Here is a 15858-nt window from a genome sequence, read left to right as displayed (position 1 = left end):
ATGACTATCATTGCACCATCGATCCTGTCCGCGGATTTCGCGGCGCTCGCAGAAGAAATCAAAGACGTAGATCGCGCCGGCGCGGATTGGATTCACATCGACGTCATGGATGGCCATTTCGTGCCCACGCTGACGTTCGGACCGATGATTATTCAAGCCGTAAGACCGGCGACGAAGCTCGTATTCGACGTCCATCTTATGATCGAACGTCCGGAGCTTCATATCCCGAACTACGTCGCGGCTGGCGCGGACCGGATTACCGTCCATGCGGAAGCGTGCGTGCATCTGCACCGCGTCATTCATCAAATCAAAGAAGCCGGTCTGCCGGCTGGGGTAGCCCTCAACCCGGCAACGCCTATAAGCGCCCTGGAGAACGTCCTGGACGACGTCGACATGGTGCTGCTGATGACCGTCAACCCTGGCTTCGGCGGCCAGAAGTTTATTGCGCAATCCTTAAACAAGATTCGCAGCCTGCGTGCCATGCTTGCCGAGCGTGGACGCGGAGACCTTCACATCCAGGTCGATGGCGGCATTAACGCCGAGACTGCGCCGCTTGTCAGAGAAGCCGGCGCTACGGTGTTCGTAGCAGGCAATGCCGTGTTTACCGAACGGGACCGCGCTGCAGCTATCGCTGCGCTGCGTTAGGGAGCAGCGGATGGGCGAACGACTGAAGAAAGGCCTTCTGCTGCTGTTATACAGTGCCGGGTGCGGCGTATTTTTGTTTGTGTTTACGATTATGCGGGGCATGGCGAACCTTGTGTTCTCCCTGCTTGCCATCTTGATCGCCATTCATTATTTCAAACGGTTTTCATCGATCCGCTCGCGGATCGCATTTATCGTGATGGCGCTGCTCATTTTCTTTATCTCCGTCTTTATTTATGCGGTGATTACGGCATCGCAAACCGCTCCCTGAGCGGCTTCGGAGACAGAGCCTCAATATAAGCCAAGTCTGACGGATTGGAATAGGACAGTCCTCGGGCGCATAGGATGGTTACATGAACGAACGTTCTTGTAGCCTTTTTTTGTGGGAACTTTGAAGGCAGGGAACTGTTACGGATGTTTATATCCTGCCGTTAGGGTAGGTTTTGCAGCAGGCAAAACCTTGCTTGGGCTTGATGGATCGGAGTGTGTTCGTTCGCGTTCCGGCTGAATGAAGAGACGGCAGTCAGCCTGCAGGTTCGAGGAAGTGCCAGCAAATGCTTAGGAGGGGTGGAGCATGAAATTTTACACGATCAAACTGCCGAAGTTTTTGGGTGGCTTCGTGAAGGCGATTCTAAATACGTTTCAGAAGAGCTAGCAGCGCTCCGGCGGCTCCCCCTGGAACGACCCTGAGCACGCAAGATTACGAGCACGAAAGTCCGCTTGATCGGCGACAGCTTTCGTGCTTCGTCATGCAAAAAAGCACCTGATGACGATCAGGTGCTTTTTGTCCATGGCTTGATGCCGTTATACGCGAGTCACTTGGCCGGATTTCAGAGCACGAGTGCTGACGTAAACACGTTTTGGCTTACCGTTAACCAGAATTCTTACTTTCTGAACGTTAACGCCCCAAGTTCGGCGGGTTTTGTTGTTAGCGTGCGAAACGTTGTTACCTACACCAGGGCCTTTGCCCGTAATGAAACATTTGCGAGACATGGAATACACCTCCCTTGAAGAATCACTGCAAACAAACAGACTCCAATATAATAGCATATGTCTGGGCTTTCTACAAGCGCTTGTCAACGATCGATTAGGCTATCTACAGCTTAAAAATTGATGAAAATAGTCGAGAATGGGGGGCTGGACTTCAAAATCGTTCATTTTTATAGTACAATGTGGATTAGTCCATAATAATAACGGTGAAGGAGTGGTTTTCCATGCCTGTGCAGATTCAATCCGAACTTGGAAACGTATATATAACCGATCATGTGATTTCCGTCCTAGCCGGTTCCGCAGCGATGGATTGTTATGGACTGGTCGGAATGGCAACAAGAAAGCAGCTGAAGGACGGCATAGCCGAGCTGCTGGGTCGAGATAATCTGTCGCGCGGTGTTGAAGTCCACCGAGAGAACGATTTCTTACACATTGATTTATACATCATCGTGAGCTATGGTACAAAAATTTCCGAGGTCGCACATAACATCCAGTCAAAAGTCAAATATGTGATGAACGAGGTTGTCGGCGTTAAGGTAGACGTTGTCAATATTTTTGTCCAAGGCGTACGGGTATCTCGGTAGGAAGGGGTAATCACGCTTGATCAAACGCTTTATTAACGGCTCGGATTTTATGAACATGGTCCTGAGCGGGGCGGACAACTTGCAACGAAACGAAGCGCGCATAAACGCTCTGAATGTATTCCCTGTCCCAGACGGCGATACGGGATCCAATATGAATTTAACGATGACGTCCGGAAAACGCGAGCTCCAAAAAAATCCGAATCCAGCAGTGGGCAAAGTTGCGGAAGCGCTTTCCAAAGGGCTGCTCATGGGTGCGCGAGGCAATTCCGGGGTTATTTTGTCGCAGCTGTTCAGGGGGTTCTCCAAGAGCATCGCTGCCCAAGAGGGCATCGATGCCCAGCAGTTTGCCGCGGCGCTGCAGAACGGCGTCGACATGGCTTACAAGGCGGTCGTGAAGCCGGTCGAAGGGACCATCCTGACGGTAGCGAAAGATACGGCGAAGCATGCCGTGACGTTCGCGAAGCGCAATAACGATATCATACTGCTGATGCAGGAAGTCTGTGCGCGTGCGAACGAATCGCTTGCCCGCACGCCGGATTTGCTGCCGGTACTGAAGCAGGTCGGCGTCGTCGACTCCGGCGGTCAAGGTCTCGTATGCATTTATGAAGGCTTTATGAGCAGCTTGGCGGGAGAACAAGGCGAGGATACTGATCGTTATATCGGCACGGAATCCGCGATTCCCGCGAGCGTTCCCGGAGCGCTCAAGCAGACGCTATCTCCGCCAAAGCGGGCAGAGGCGTTCCAGCATCACAGCGCGCAGTCCAAAATCCAAACCGAACATATCGAGTTTCTGTACGATATGGAGTTTTTCATCAACCGCAAGCAGACGGGCCGCACGGGACTTCGTTTCGACGAAGCGCTGTTCAAAGGCATGCTGAGCAGGGACGGCGATTCTATTCTTGTCATCGTGGATGACGAGATCATCAAAGTTCATGTGCATACGCGCAAGCCAGGCGACGTATTGAATTACGCGCTGCCGTACGGCGAGCTGACGGAAATCCACATCTTGAACATGCGCGAGCAGCACCGTGATTTGCTCCAAGAGGAAGCTAGCGCAGCAATCGCGGGAGGCGTCCAGCTCGGCGCCGCCGAGGTGCTGCCGGAAACGGCGGTGGTCGAGGAGGCAGCGCTTGGCCTGGCCGTCTCCGAGGTGCTGACGGGTTCGCCGGCAGACGCGATTTCCGCGGAGCAGGCTCATGAATGGGCGCCGTTCGGTCTAGTCGCCGTTGCGATGGGTGATGGCATCCGTTCGATCTTCCTCGATAATAATGTCGATGTCGTCTTGTCGGGCGGCCAGACGATGAACCCTTCGACGGAAGATTTCGTGAAAGCGATCGAATCGCTGTCGGCGGAGCATATCTACCTGCTTCCGAACAACGGCAATATTATCTTGGCTGCCCAGCAAGCGGCCGATCTAAGCGAGCGGAACGTGACGGTCATCGGCACCAAGAACATCCCGCAAGGGCTTGCGGCCGTTCTCGCTTTCAGAGAAGAGGATTCGGCGGATATCAACACGCAGGCGATGAATGAGGCCGTGCTTCAAGTCCGTTCTGGCCAAGTGACGAATGCGGTGCGGAATACGGCCATTGACGGGATTTCGATTCATGAGGGCGATTATATCGGGATCCTGGAGAAGACGATTGTCGCTGCATCTGCAAGCCTACAGGAGACGTGCAGAGAACTGCTGGCGCGTATGCTGGAGGACGGCGGCGAGCTGGTCACGGTGCTGACGGGCGAGCAGGCGATCGAAGCGGAGACGGTAGAACTAACGGCATGGGCGAAGGACAATTTCCCGGATGCGGAGTTTGAGGTTCATGCGGGCGGTCAGCCGCTGTATCCATACTTGATCGCGGTCGAATAGAGGGGTGGCAGGAATGGGCGTTATCAAGATCGTAACGGACAGCACGGCAGACATCCCGAAGCGCGTCAGAGAACAGTACGGCATTGAAATGGTTCCGTTGAAATGCATGTTCGGCGAAGAATCTTTTTTGGATGGCGTCACGATTACGAACGAGCAATTTTACGAACGACTGGCGTCATCGGCTGCCTTGCCGACAACCTCTCAGCCGTCGCCGATGGAGTTCACGGAAACCTACGAGAAGCTCTATAAGAAATTCCCGGATGCGCAGATCATCTCGATTCAACTTTCTTCCGCGCTCAGCGGCACGTACCAATCGGCGCTTCTGGGCTCCACGCTCATGGAAGAGGAGGCTGGCGATATCACCGTCATCGACTCCAAGTCCGTCTCTTACGGACTTGGGATGCTGGTAGTGAAGGCAGCCGAAATGGCGGCTGCCGGAGCCTCGAAAGAAGAGATTTTGGCTGTCATCGATACGATGATGAACGATCGAAAGGTGTATTTCCTGCTCGACACGCTGGAATATTTGCAGAAAGGCGGACGGATCGGCAAAGCAGCAGCACTCTTCGGTTCCATTCTAAATATCAAGCCGATCCTGACGATCGATAAGGACGGCGAGGTATCCGCGGTCGACAAGGTTCGCGGCACGAAGAAGGCGATGCAGCGCATCATCGATCTGCTCAAGCAAGATTACGGCAACGACCCTATCGAGATGACGGTAGGGTGGACGCATAAGCGCGAATTGGCGCTTGAGCTCGCAGGGCTCGCGCAAGGGCAGCTGAACGTGCGCAACATCAGACAGACGGATATCGGCGCCGTAATCGGCACGCATGCGGGTCCCGGAGCGGCGGCGCTATTTATTACACGGGTGTGAGGTCATGGGAATGAAGCTGGATCAAATACCGGTCCGGCAAATGAAAGGCGTGAGCGCTCAGAAAGAACTGGAGCTTCACGCCTTTGGCGTTCATACGATCGCGGATTTGCTGGACTATTTTCCGTTTCGATACGAGGATTATCGCATTCGCAGCCTGGGGGAAACCAAAGACGGCGAGAAGGCGACTGTGGAAGGCAAAATTTTGGGGAATCCATTGCTGCACCGGTTCGGCCGAACGAAGACGAGACTGACCTGCAAGGTCATGGTCGACGGTTTATTGGTGACGGCGGTATGGTTCAACCGGCATTTTCTGCAAGAGCAGCTCGTCCCTGGACGAGATATCGTGCTGACGGGCAAATGGGAGCAGAAGCGGCTTCAGATTACGGTGTCGGAATCGGAATTTCCTGACAAAGGCACCGCCCGTTCCGGTACGCTGCAAGCCGTATATTCCGTCGGCGGGAGCATGACCCAGGCTTGGATGCGCAAGACGATCGGACAAGCGCTCGTTCAGTATGGAACGATGGTTGAGGAAGTGCTGCCGGCACTGTTGATCGACAAGCATGGCTTGATGCTTCGGCGGGACGCCGTACAGCATATTCACCATCCGGACGATATCGCGCAGGGCCAGGCAGCGCGGCGAAGACTCGTATATGAGGAACTCTTCCTGTTCCAATTGAAGCTGCAAGCCTACCGGTCGCTTAACCGCAAACGGGCGGATGGCATCGCACATGTGGTCGACGCCGAATCGATTCGCGTGTTCTCGCGAACGCTTCCTTTCGAGCTGACAGATTCGCAGAAGCGGGTCGTCAACGAAATATTGATCGATATGCGCTCCCATGCCTGCATGAATCGACTGCTCCAGGGCGATGTAGGCTCCGGCAAGACGGTCGTGGCCGCAATCGCGTTGTTCGCGACCGTCAAGGCCGGTCATCAAGGCGCGCTGATGGTACCGACGGAGATTCTGGCCGAGCAGCACTATCGCTCGTTGCAGAAGCTTCTGGGTTCCGCCGGACTGGAGGTTGCGCTTCTTACGGGCAGCGTGACCGAGAAGAAACGGAGAGACGTGCTAGCCGGCCTCCAAATGGGTCTGATCGACATTGTGGTGGGTACCCAGGCTATTATTCAAGACGGCGTGTTTTTCCGGAGTCTCGGACTCGTCGTGACCGATGAGCAGCATCGATTCGGCGTCAATCAGCGCAGTATTTTGCGGCGCAAAGGAATGAATCCCGACGTGCTCACGATGACGGCGACGCCGATTCCGCGGACGCTCGCGATCACGGCCTTCGGGGATCTGGACGTGTCCACGCTGAAGGAGCGTCCGCATGGGCGCAAGCCGATTCAGACGAATTGGGTCAAGCATTCCATGCTTGAACGCGTCCTGGGGTTTATTCGCAGAGAAGTGGAGGCAGGCAGGCAATGCTATTTCATCTGCCCGCTGATCGAGGAATCGGACAAGCTGGACGTCCAGAACGCCATTGATCTCCATGTTCAAATCCAGCAGGCATTCCCGGATCTGCAGATCGGGCTGCTTCACGGCAGACTGTCCGCGTCGGAGAAGGACGAGGTTATGCGGGCATTCGGCGCGAACGAGGTTCATGTTCTCGTTGCCACGACGGTCGTCGAGGTCGGCGTCGACGTGCCGAATGCGACGCTTATGGTCATCATGGATGCCGAGCGGTTCGGATTATCGCAGCTGCACCAGCTTCGAGGGCGCGTCGGCCGCGGCGAACATCAGTCCTATTGCGTCCTGATCGCCGATCCGAAGTCGGAGGTCGGCCGGGAACGGATGAAGATCATGACGGAAACCGACGATGGCTTCGAGGTCTCGAGAAGGGATTTGGAGCTCCGCGGGCCAGGCGACTTCTTCGGCACGAAGCAAAGCGGCGTACCCGACTTCAAGCTGGCCGATATGGCGGCGGATTTCGGCGTGCTGGAGGAAGCGCGGGACGATGCCGCGGAACTGACGGCTAATCGCGACTTTTGGACCGAGGCGCCATACGCACGGCTGCGGGAAGCGCTCCGTAAAGATCAACTTTTTCAAGGAGAGCTTTTGGACTAGTTTTTAAAGCGGAATTCCCGGCATATAGTACTAGAGTGAAGGTTGGCTAGCGAGCTGCTGCTTGTGCAACGAGGCTGCTTGAAGCTGGACGGAGGTGCTATTACCGGGATGAGCTATACAAAATTCGGCATTCGGCCCGAGCTGGTTGAACGCGTCAAATTCAAAATGAAAAATCCGGTCGTCAAGGACCGGATCAAAATGCTGCTGAACGGCGTGACCAAGTACGATCTGCAGGACCGCGCGAAGGTGCGGAAGCTGGTACGCACGGCAGCCGGCGTCATGCAGGAAAACTTGACGGATCAGCAGGAAGAACAGCTGATCACGTTCATCCTCGCGCAAAAAATCGATCCGAACAATACGCTGCACTTAATCAAATTATGGGCAATGTTTCGCTGATCCTACGGGGTCGGCGATTTTTTTGTTTCCTTACGCTCTTCCAAGCACGTGTCAGCCGCTCGATAGAAGAGGGGCGATGCAGTCTGCGTCGTCCTTCTTCACGCTGCCGACGCCGGCGGCAACCGGATACGCTTCGAGTTGTCCGGACGGATAAGGGCGAAGCAGCCGGTTCAGCACCTGGGGGTCGCGTAGGGAACGGTCCAGCCAGGCTGCCTCGTCCTCTCGTTCCAAGATGACCGGCATACGGTCGTGGATCGGGGCCATAAGCTCATTGGGCGCCGTCGTCAAGATCGTGCAGGTGCTCAGCTTCAGCCCGTCAGGCGACGTCCACGTATCGTACAGTCCCGCCATGCTGAACAGCTTGCGGTCGCGCCTGACGATTCGCATCGGCTGCTTCCGGTTGTCTGCCTGCAGCTGCCATTCGTAGAAGCCATCGGCTGGAATAATGCAGCGTTTGCGGCTCATAAGGTTTCGGAACGCCGGCTTGTCCCATACCGTTTCGGACCGCGCGTTCAGCATTTTAGCGCCGAGCTTGACGCTCTCCGCCCAAGACGGAACCAGTCCCCATTTGAGCTCGCCGAGCTTATTCTTCTCGCCATCATGGATGATGGCAGGTATCATTTGGCCTGGCGCGACGTTATATTTGGGCTGTTGATACGGGATGCCTGATTCGGCGACCCAATAATGCAGCATCAGCTCCTCCAGCGTCACGGTAATCGTATATCGTCCGCACATGCGAGATTCCTCCTTTGTTGCGCAGTGGCACAGACTTGCGTTAGCTATAGTATACTATAACGGCTAATCGTTGGCAGTGAAGCTCATACTAACCGAACAACGGTATTTTCGGGTGAAAAGGAGGATGGCTGGATATGCCGCAGCGCCGCCCGCACCGCGCCAAGCCTTCGTTGCTTGGCTGGCTGCTCCATGCTTTGCGCTTCATAAGAAATTACGCGCTGCGCAAGCGGCATGCCAGGAGCGCCTCGCATGAGCTCGCCGAGCATGCGCTGCCTGCAGGGATCAGCCAAGAGCTCGTGCGCGAATTGTTTGCCTCGATGCCCAAGGCGGGCTTGAAGTCGAACAAGAACCCAAGCGGAAGTCTCTCCGGGACGGACGAACATAAGAATCCAATTGAGAGTGTGAATGCGAATGCGAATGCGAATGCGAATGCGGTGGGGCCTTGCGATCGGCCAACGGATGAACAAGATTTCTCCGGGGCTGGGGCAGGCTTGGGGGCCGATCAAGCATTGGCTGCCTATTCCGAGCAGGAACGCGCGCTTGTTCACAGGATCCATCACGAGACCGAGGTCGCGAATCGGAATAATGTCACGCGTACCGAAGCGTACCGCGCTGTCTATTACCGCTGTCCCGAGCTTCAGTGGGCGCTGCTTGCCCATCTCGTATCGCGTAACGGCGGCTGGAACATGACGGACTTGCAGGGCGATCTCCTGCCCGAGCTGTTGGACGAGGAGACTCGCCGGCATATGTTCATCCTGCTCGAACGCATCAATTCGCTGATTTTTCATGACGCCTACCCGCAGCTGCTGCTCTACGAGGCCTCCCGCAAGGAAGGGCGCGATTTGTCCCGCATGCTTCCTTGCTTCGGCGTATCGCAGTTCATGCTCCCGGTATGGTCGCAATTTTGGCAGCGCAAAGATTCCGTCCTGCTTACGACCGCGCTGATCGTGAACGAGCAGCATGTAATCGAGAAGCCTCTGGTGCAAAGCGAGTATTTCAAGGCGCATGTGCTGAAGCGGGCATCATTCCTGCTGCAAATTCCGCTCCAGACGAATACGGTCGTCATGCCTTATGGTTCACCCCTTGATGCCAGAGGAGAGATGATGCTGGCCGGGTTGGTGCTGGAGCGTTTCAGTGAGCTCTCGGAGCGGATTGAATTCGGCAAACGGCTGTACGCCATCTTGATTTGCGTGCCGGAAGTCATGAAAGGCGTGATGGCGTTCGTTCGCGGCGTGCATCATACGGGTTCGCGTTCGGACTATGCACCGCATCTATTTAGGAGCGAACGGAGCAGCGGGCGGGAGGACGCCTCCTTTCAAGAGCGGCTTGAAGGCTGCAGCTTATTGGATGGCGCCAACAAGCTGTTAAGTCCCCAGCTGTCGGCCGCTTGGGAAGATGTCCCCTACGAGCCGCCTGATCGCGAGGATTGGTTCGAGCACGCAGAAGCAGATGCCATTGGGACCTATTTCGAAGCGCTGCCGCTGCCGGATATCTTCGAGATCACGTTCGAGCACTGCATGGCGCTCAATAAGCTGGAGCTGGCCGTGCAGGCGAAGCGGCGGTTCGGTTCGCATACGAAAAGGCGCTGATGCCCGGCTGTGTCGTACAGCCTGCATGCAGCGCCTTTATTTTGGTTATGAAGGGATGACCAAGCCAAACATTCGAACGTTTGATGATCGGATTGTCAGCGTTTCAGCAGTTCCCAGCGATAGACGTATTCGAATAGAAATTCGAATGCTTCCAGATGGCGTTTGGCCTCGAATGCATTGGCGCCCCAGGCATAGATGCCGTGCTTGCGCAGCATGATGCCAGGGATGCGTTTGTCCAGCCGCTCGGTCACTTCCGGCACGATGCTCGGAATATGGGCGAAGTTGGAGACGATCGGAATGTCGATATGCGCTTCTTCGTCCCAAATATTGAACGCTTTGATCAGTTCGACGCCATCCACCGGAATGGATTTGCGTTCCCAGAACAGCTCGGACACCAGGTTGTTGAATACGGTATGCACATGGAAGATCGCGCCGCAGCCGGTTTGCTTATAGATTTCGCAATGGATAAGCGTCTCCGCGGACGGCTTCAGCTTCGTCAGCTCGCTAGGTTTACCCGTTTGGTCGACGAAGAGGAAGTCTTCCGGCGTTGAGAGCGATTTGTCTTTCCCGCTGGCCGTAATCGCGAAATGGAAATCCTCCGGGGCGAAATCGCCTACGCGGATGGACAAGTTGCCGCTCGTGCCTTGGAACCAGCCGCGCGAGGCGAAGAGGCTCTTCACTTCGGTCAGCTCCGCGAGCGCTTTTTGTTTCGATTCGAGAGAAATTTGTGCAAAGGACATCGTTACGTTCTCGCCTCCTGGCGTTTCAATTGATCGATGACGTCGTAGAACGTCGCATATTCATGGTAGGGAAGGCCAAGCTCCGCGCATTTCTGCGTCAGATGCGAGCGGGAGAAGACGACGTCGACCAGCTTGGCGCCTTCGAAATCCGTGACGCTGTCGCCGATCAGGATGCGTTCGAAACGATCGGCGGGGAAACGATTGATGATCGTCTTCTTGCACATGCCGCAATCCGTCGTGCATTGGCCTTCGCAAGGATGCGGCCAAGTAATCTCGATGGCGTCCCCGGAGAAATCACTGCCATTGCAGTAAATATGGTCTTCCGGGATGCCGAACGGCGCAAGCAGCGGATAAACGAAGAAGTCGATGCCGCCGCTCGTCACGTAAAATTGGATGTCATTGTCCTTGCTATATTGCAGCAGGTCGGCGAAACCGGCCCTGATGCGGGCATTGGAGATCGCATAATCGACGACCTCGCGCTTCCTTGACGATGGCAGGAGGCGGAAGAGCTCGCCGACGCCTTGCTTGATGCTTTTGGACTGATTGACGATGCTGTTCACGATCGCTTCCCAGCCCGGCGGATTGAAATGGCGGATGATCGCTACGATATTGTCGTTCTCGGTAATGGTCCCGTCAAAATCGCAAAAAATGACGCGTTGTTTAGTCTTGGATGTCTGTACCTCATTCGTCATGGCGTTTTGTACCCCCAGCTGTCAATCGCGGTTTGAAGCGCTTCGTTCCCCGGCTGCGCGGCTGCCTCCGGAAGCGGAACGTTGCGGAGCGTTGCCTCGATCGCTTGACGGAACGCTTGTCCGCCGGCAGCCGTTCCCATCGGGTGGCCATGAATGCCGCCGCCTGCGTTGACGACGACCTCGGAGCCGAAGTCGCGGAGAATAAGGGGAACGAGTCCCGGATGAATCCCTGCAGACGGTACGGGGAAGCTTGTCCGTACGGGCAGAGCCGGATCGATCAGAGCAGCCTGCACCGCCAGATTCTCTTCCCGCGGCATCACGACGGAGCCGTAAGGCGATGGGAACAAGGCCAGGTCAGCGCCGGCGAGCCGCATAAGCTTGCCCAGCAGGAGCGGGGCAGAGATGCCATAATGCGGTGACGGATAGGATGCGCCGGCCATGGCCGGATGCGCGGCGATCGGTATGTTGATTTCCGGATCGCTGCTGAGCTCATGAAGCACGTCGAAGCCGTACGCCAGCACATTAAAGAGCAGGGCATTGGCGCCGGACGCGATCGCGAGCTTTGCCTGCGAGGCGAGCTTCGAAGTCGGACCCGTCAAATTGACGGCGTACAGCAGCTTCTGCCCGGTCTCGGCTTCCGCTTGTCGGGCTGCCTCCATGCAAGCTTCCACGCGCTTCTGCAGCGGGGTGAGCGGGTTCTCGAACAGAATCTCGTCGTCCTTGATGAGGTCAACGCCGCCAAGCGCCTGTTTGTAGAACTGTTCGCGCAGATTAGGCAGGTCGTGGCCGATGACGGACTTGAAAATGCTCATGAGCAGCGGCCGGTCATGAACGCCCAGCAGGCCGCGAACGCCTTCGATGCCGAATTTCGGTCCAGGGAAGGCAGACAGGAAATCCGGCGAGAAATCCAGATCCAGCAGCTTGATACGTCCGTCCATGGACAGTTTGCCGAAGACGGTCACGAGCAGGGCAGGGAGATCCCGGCTGAAATTGACGTCCGGATATGCAATGACGATATCTGCATAACGCGTTCCAGGCTCAGTGCCGCCGTGCTCCTCGACGGATACGACGCGGCCGAGATGTTTCTCCATTTCGGCTTTGCGCGCTTCGGGCAGGTCGGTCCAGCTGCCGACGGTCAAGCCGACGGCGATGCCCAGCGCTTTTTTCTGAAAATCGGCTTTATCGTCATAACAGCGATAAGTGGCCGTGCATACGGCATGACTCATGATTTTGCATTCCTTTCGATTTCGGCTCCCATTTCCATCGCCCGTTCGGCCGAACGCGTGACGGCTTCCAATACGGCTTCGGAGAAGCGATACTCGTCGAACTTCTCGATCGCTGCCTGCGTGGAGCCGTTCGGCGACGTGACCTTGCGGCGCAGCTCAGCCGGGTCTTCTCCGGTCGCTTTCACCATATGCGCGGCTCCCAGCACCGTTTGAATCGTCAGCTCGCGCGCGGCTTCCTCGGACAGTCCGAGCTTGCTGCCGGCAGCGATCATCGCTTCCATCATGTAATAGATATAGGCAGGCCCGCTGCCGGACAGTCCGGTTACGACTTCGAGCATCGGCTCTTCGACGATGGCCGTCAAGCCGACGGCTTGGAACAACGTGTCTGCCAGCAGGCGCTGGCTGTCGTTCACGGATGACGAGAAGCTGATGCCCGTTGCGCCAAGTCCGATCGTGCTGGACGTATTCGGCATCGTACGCGCGATCGGCATCGGTTTGCCGAGCAGCGTTTCCAGCGTCGAGATCGTCATGCCTGCGATAAGGGAAATGATCATTTGGCCGGGATGGAGCAAGTCGCGCACGCGCTTGATCGCTTCAGCCGCGTCTTTCGGCTTCATGGCGAGGAAGATGATATCGGATTCGCGCAGCATCGTTTCTTTGTCATCGGCGGTCATTGCACCGATAATGCCGTAACGGCTGGAGAGCTCGTTCATGCGTTCCGCATTCTGCCTGTTCATCATGCTGATGCGTTCCGGCTCGGTCAGGCCGCGGTCAAGAAGACCGCGCACGATCGCTTCGGCCATGGAGCCGGCGCCGTAGAAGCACATGCGAAGGGTATGGATGTCCGGAAGGGTGCCGGATGTGGAAAGAGTCGTCATAATAGCTGTTATCCTCCTGTTTTACCCGCGGATTTGGCCATTGCCGAAGACGCGGAATTTAGTTGACGTCAGCGCGGGCAGGCCCATAGGTCCGCGAGCGTGAAGCTTCTGGGTGCTGATGCCGATTTCGGCGCCGTAGCCGAATTCGAATCCGTCGGTGAAGCGGGTGGAAGCGTTATGGTAAACCGCTGCCGCATCGACGCGCTGCATGAAGCTCGCGGCGTTCTCCGCGTTCTCGGTGACGATGCATTCCGAATGCATCGTCCCGTATTGGGCGATATGGCTCAGCGCTTGATCGAGATCGTCCACGATGCGGATATTCATAATATAGTCGTTATATTCTGTCGCAAAATCAGTTTCCGATGCAAGAGCTGCTTCGGGAACGAGCGCACGCGTCCGCTCGCAGCCGCGCAGTTCCACGTTCGCCGTCAAGAAACGGTCCGCAAGCGCGCGAATGTGCGCAGCCGCAAACGATTTATGCAGCAGCAGCGTTTCCATGGAGTTGCATACCGAAGGGCGCTGCACCTTCGCGTTGAAGGCGATCTCCGCGGCCATCTCGAACGATGCGCCGGCATCGACGAACGTATGGCAGATGCCTGCCCCTGTCTCGATGACAGGCACGGTCGCATTCTCGACGACGTTGCGGATCAGCGAGGCGCCGCCGCGCGGAATGACGACATCGAGGAGGCCGTTCAGCTTCAGCATTTCGTCGACGGAAGCGCGCGACGGATCTTCCACGAGCTGCAACGCATCCGCAGGAAGCGCGGAATTCTCAAGAGCGCCGCGGAGCACCTCGACGATGCGTCGGTTCGAAGCGATCGCCGCGGATCCGCCGCGAAGGACGACCGAGTTGCCGGTCTTGAGGCAGAGGCCTGCCGCGTCTACCGTAACGTTCGGCCGCGCTTCGTAGATCATGCCGATGACGCCGAGAGGGACGGAGATTTTTTCGACGCGCAGACCGTTCGGCCGTTGGAACGATTCAAGCGTCAAGCCGACCGGATCGGAGAGCTCCACCACTTGCTTCAACCCTTCGGCGATGCCCAGAATCCGATCTGGCGTCAGCTTCAGCCGGTCGAGCAGGGATTCGCTCGTTCCGTTGCTGCGTCCGCGTTCGATATCTTCGGTATTCGCGTCAATAATGGAAGCTTGCTGCTCAACGAGGGCATTGGCCATCGCGAGCAGGGCTTCGTTCTTCTGCTCTGTCGTCGTTCGGTTCATCAGTTGCGCGGCTGTCTTGGCCAGCGCGGCCTTCTCGCGTACTTCGCTCATATGTAGCCCTTCTTTCTTCATTTTCATTAGCTTGAATTTATTCGCGGCGAGCGTGACCGAAGGTCGAAATGGAGTCGGAAAAGTGTTAACGTTCGCCTTTGTAGTCTGATTTCTACATCTAGTCATTTACAAGTTAAAAGAAATCAGTAACTACAACAGCGATTGGAGACCCATTTCGACCGCAGGTCATGCTCTAACCGCGCTTTTAATTCTTCAGCGTCACCCATTCGTCGCGATGAATAACCTCCATGCGAACAACCTCGACCCGCCTGCGCACTTCCTCGGAACTAAGGCCCGCCGCGGCCTGGGCTTGCCAAGCAGCGTAGTTGACCACGCCGCGGCCGAGCGTATGACCCTGCAGGTTGCACACCTCGACGACGTCTCCGGGATGGAAATCGCCTTCGATGGTCCGGATTCCCGCGGGAAGCAGGCTCTTGCCGCCTTCGATCAGCGCCCGTTCCGCGCCTTCATCGACGATGATGCGTCCCTGCGGCATGGAGTGGAAGCCGAGCCACTGCTTCTTCATGGGGAGGTTATGCAGGCTCGTATCGAAATACGTGCCTCTGCCATTCCCCGAGACCGCCAGTTGGAGATCACCGGGCTCGACGACGCGCCCGATGAAGGTAGGCACGCCGCCGCGCATGGCGATCCGCGATGCCTCAATTTTGGAACGCATGCCTCCCGTACCGACCGCAGACCCTGCGCCTCCGGCAAAGCTTAAGATGTCTTCGGAAATTTGACTGACGCGGTCAATGCGTCTGGCGGCCGGATTTTTCCTCGGGTCCTCGGTGTACAAGCCGTCCATATCGGTAATGATGACAAGCTGCTTGGCTTTCACGAGATTTCCGACCAGCGCGGACAGCGTATCGTTCTCGCTGAATTTCAATTCTTCCGTCGCGACCGTATCGTTCTCGTTGACGATGGGGACGATTCGCTGCTTGAGCAGCTCCTCGATCGTCATTTGCGCGTTTTGGATCCGTTTGCGATTGGAGAAATCGGCACGCGTAAGTAAAATTTGCGCGACGCCGACGCCCCCGCGGTCGCCGTAGGAGCCGAACGCCTCTTGATACGCCTGCATGAGCAGCGCCTGCCCGACGGCAGCCGCGGCCTGCTTCTCATGAATGATTTTCGGACGGCTCGTATAGCCGATTTTCCGGAATCCTGCGGCTACGGCGCCGGAGGTCACGAGCAGCACTTGGTGGCCGGCCTCGTGCAAGGCTGCCAGCTCGTGCGCGAAGAAGGCAATTCGTTCGCGGTTTAAGCCGCCTTCTTCCGAAGTGAGGGAGCTGCTTCCGATTTTGACTACGATCGTATCTGTCATTGTGG

General features: G+C 56.6%; 17 protein-coding genes. 9 read left to right on the top strand and 8 right to left on the bottom strand.

Annotation, left to right across the window (positions count from 1 at the left end; all coding sequences use genetic code 11):
• The 3 genes from rpe to spoVM all read left to right on the top strand — a co-directional run bounded on the left by rpe (position 1) and on the right by spoVM (position 1297).
• Positions 1-645 (top strand): ribulose-phosphate 3-epimerase, encoded by a 645-nt coding sequence (gene rpe, locus AC0YNU_RS02510; RefSeq protein WP_475752770.1) that lies wholly within the window; start codon positions 1-3, stop codon positions 643-645.
• Between the two features lie 10 nt (positions 646-655).
• Positions 656-913 carry a hypothetical protein gene (locus tag AC0YNU_RS02505; protein ID WP_475752768.1) on the top strand — a complete coding sequence of 86 codons (258 nt, stop codon included), beginning with the start codon at positions 656-658 and terminating at the stop codon, positions 911-913.
• A 303-nt stretch (positions 914-1216) separates the two neighbouring features.
• Positions 1217-1297: a stage V sporulation protein SpoVM gene (spoVM, locus tag AC0YNU_RS02500; protein WP_040711006.1), complete on the top strand. Its 81-nt coding sequence runs from the start codon at positions 1217-1219 to the stop codon at positions 1295-1297.
• Between the two features lie 149 nt (positions 1298-1446).
• Here spoVM and rpmB read toward each other — a convergent pair whose 3' ends face one another.
• The gene (gene rpmB, locus AC0YNU_RS02495) at positions 1447-1635 is read right to left on the bottom strand and encodes a 50S ribosomal protein L28 (RefSeq protein WP_161700925.1); all 189 of its coding nucleotides are present in this window, start codon (positions 1633-1635) and stop codon (positions 1447-1449) included.
• Between the two features lie 221 nt (positions 1636-1856).
• Here rpmB and AC0YNU_RS02490 point away from each other — a divergent pair, with 221 nt between their 5' ends.
• From AC0YNU_RS02490 to AC0YNU_RS02470, 5 genes are all read left to right on the top strand, one after another.
• Positions 1857-2216 carry an Asp23/Gls24 family envelope stress response protein gene (locus AC0YNU_RS02490; protein WP_475752766.1) on the top strand — a complete coding sequence of 120 codons (360 nt, stop codon included), beginning with the start codon at positions 1857-1859 and terminating at the stop codon, positions 2214-2216.
• A 16-nt stretch (positions 2217-2232) separates the two neighbouring features.
• Positions 2233-4077 carry a DAK2 domain-containing protein gene (locus AC0YNU_RS02485; RefSeq protein WP_475752764.1) on the top strand — a complete coding sequence of 615 codons (1845 nt, stop codon included), beginning with the start codon at positions 2233-2235 and terminating at the stop codon, positions 4075-4077.
• Between the two features lie 13 nt (positions 4078-4090).
• Positions 4091-4948 carry a DegV family protein gene (locus AC0YNU_RS02480; protein WP_475752762.1) on the top strand — a complete coding sequence of 286 codons (858 nt, stop codon included), beginning with the start codon at positions 4091-4093 and terminating at the stop codon, positions 4946-4948.
• A gap of 10 nt (positions 4949-4958) precedes the next feature.
• A complete protein-coding gene (gene recG, locus AC0YNU_RS02475; protein ID WP_475752760.1) occupies positions 4959-7007 on the top strand; it encodes an ATP-dependent DNA helicase RecG in 2049 nt (682 codons plus the stop codon).
• A gap of 108 nt (positions 7008-7115) precedes the next feature.
• Positions 7116-7403: a stage VI sporulation protein F gene (locus tag AC0YNU_RS02470; RefSeq protein ID WP_161700936.1), complete on the top strand. Its 288-nt coding sequence runs from the start codon at positions 7116-7118 to the stop codon at positions 7401-7403.
• A 51-nt stretch (positions 7404-7454) separates the two neighbouring features.
• On the opposite strand, the gene AC0YNU_RS02465 is transcribed toward AC0YNU_RS02470, so the two are convergent.
• Complete coding sequence (locus AC0YNU_RS02465; protein WP_475752757.1) at positions 7455-8138, bottom strand: SOS response-associated peptidase; 684 nt, start codon at positions 8136-8138, stop codon at positions 7455-7457.
• A gap of 134 nt (positions 8139-8272) precedes the next feature.
• Between AC0YNU_RS02465 and AC0YNU_RS02460 the strand changes: the two genes are divergently transcribed.
• A complete protein-coding gene (locus AC0YNU_RS02460) occupies positions 8273-9727 on the top strand; it encodes a DUF2515 family protein (protein WP_475752755.1) in 1455 nt (484 codons plus the stop codon).
• A 95-nt stretch (positions 9728-9822) separates the two neighbouring features.
• Here the strand turns inward: AC0YNU_RS02460 and mtnB are convergent, their stop codons facing one another.
• From mtnB to proB, 6 genes are all read right to left on the bottom strand, one after another.
• Positions 9823-10467, bottom strand: a complete 645-nt coding sequence (gene mtnB, locus AC0YNU_RS02455) for a methylthioribulose 1-phosphate dehydratase (protein ID WP_475752752.1) — start codon at positions 10465-10467, stop codon at positions 9823-9825.
• A 2-nt stretch (positions 10468-10469) separates the two neighbouring features.
• Entirely contained in the window at positions 10470-11159 is a 690-nt protein-coding gene (locus tag AC0YNU_RS02450) for a 2-hydroxy-3-keto-5-methylthiopentenyl-1-phosphate phosphatase (protein WP_475752750.1), read from the bottom strand.
• Positions 11156-12385 (bottom strand): 2,3-diketo-5-methylthiopentyl-1-phosphate enolase, encoded by a 1230-nt coding sequence (locus tag AC0YNU_RS02445; protein WP_475752748.1) that lies wholly within the window; start codon positions 12383-12385, stop codon positions 11156-11158. The genes AC0YNU_RS02450 and AC0YNU_RS02445 overlap by 4 nt, the downstream gene beginning before the upstream one ends.
• Positions 12382-13263 (bottom strand): pyrroline-5-carboxylate reductase, encoded by an 882-nt coding sequence (gene proC / locus AC0YNU_RS02440; protein ID WP_475752746.1) that lies wholly within the window; start codon positions 13261-13263, stop codon positions 12382-12384. The genes AC0YNU_RS02445 and proC overlap by 4 nt, the downstream gene beginning before the upstream one ends.
• A 21-nt stretch (positions 13264-13284) precedes the next feature.
• A complete protein-coding gene (locus tag AC0YNU_RS02435) occupies positions 13285-14532 on the bottom strand; it encodes a glutamate-5-semialdehyde dehydrogenase (RefSeq protein WP_475752743.1) in 1248 nt (415 codons plus the stop codon).
• A gap of 205 nt (positions 14533-14737) precedes the next feature.
• On the bottom strand, positions 14738-15853 hold the full coding sequence (gene proB, locus AC0YNU_RS02430; RefSeq protein WP_475752741.1) for a glutamate 5-kinase: 1116 nt from the start codon (positions 15851-15853) through the stop codon (positions 14738-14740).
• Positions 15854-15858: the final 5 nt, after the last annotated feature.

This window comes from Paenibacillus sp. J31P316 (assembly GCF_056269105.1).
This window is presented reverse-complemented; position numbering and strand designations above follow the sequence as displayed.

Coding starts and splice junctions, on each gene's coding strand:
- AC0YNU_RS02490 (WP_475752766.1), top strand. CDS start 1,857: ATGCCTGTGCAGATTCAATCCGAACTTGGAAACGTATATATAACCGAT.
- rpmB (WP_161700925.1), bottom strand. CDS start 1,635: ATGTCTCGCAAATGTTTCATTACGGGCAAAGGCCCTGGTGTAGGTAAC.
- proB (WP_475752741.1), bottom strand. CDS start 15,853: ATGACAGATACGATCGTAGTCAAAATCGGAAGCAGCTCCCTCACTTCG.
- recG (WP_475752760.1), top strand. CDS start 4,959: ATGAAGCTGGATCAAATACCGGTCCGGCAAATGAAAGGCGTGAGCGCT.
- AC0YNU_RS02470 (WP_161700936.1), top strand. CDS start 7,116: ATGAGCTATACAAAATTCGGCATTCGGCCCGAGCTGGTTGAACGCGTC.
- AC0YNU_RS02465 (WP_475752757.1), bottom strand. CDS start 8,138: ATGTGCGGACGATATACGATTACCGTGACGCTGGAGGAGCTGATGCTG.
- AC0YNU_RS02435 (WP_475752743.1), bottom strand. CDS start 14,532: ATGAGCGAAGTACGCGAGAAGGCCGCGCTGGCCAAGACAGCCGCGCAA.
- rpe (WP_475752770.1), top strand. CDS start 1: ATGACTATCATTGCACCATCGATCCTGTCCGCGGATTTCGCGGCGCTC.
- proC (WP_475752746.1), bottom strand. CDS start 13,263: ATGACGACTCTTTCCACATCCGGCACCCTTCCGGACATCCATACCCTT.
- AC0YNU_RS02460 (WP_475752755.1), top strand. CDS start 8,273: ATGCCGCAGCGCCGCCCGCACCGCGCCAAGCCTTCGTTGCTTGGCTGG.
- AC0YNU_RS02445 (WP_475752748.1), bottom strand. CDS start 12,385: ATGAGTCATGCCGTATGCACGGCCACTTATCGCTGTTATGACGATAAA.
- AC0YNU_RS02480 (WP_475752762.1), top strand. CDS start 4,091: ATGGGCGTTATCAAGATCGTAACGGACAGCACGGCAGACATCCCGAAG.
- AC0YNU_RS02505 (WP_475752768.1), top strand. CDS start 656: ATGGGCGAACGACTGAAGAAAGGCCTTCTGCTGCTGTTATACAGTGCC.
- spoVM (WP_040711006.1), top strand. CDS start 1,217: ATGAAATTTTACACGATCAAACTGCCGAAGTTTTTGGGTGGCTTCGTG.
- mtnB (WP_475752752.1), bottom strand. CDS start 10,467: ATGTCCTTTGCACAAATTTCTCTCGAATCGAAACAAAAAGCGCTCGCG.
- AC0YNU_RS02450 (WP_475752750.1), bottom strand. CDS start 11,159: ATGACGAATGAGGTACAGACATCCAAGACTAAACAACGCGTCATTTTT.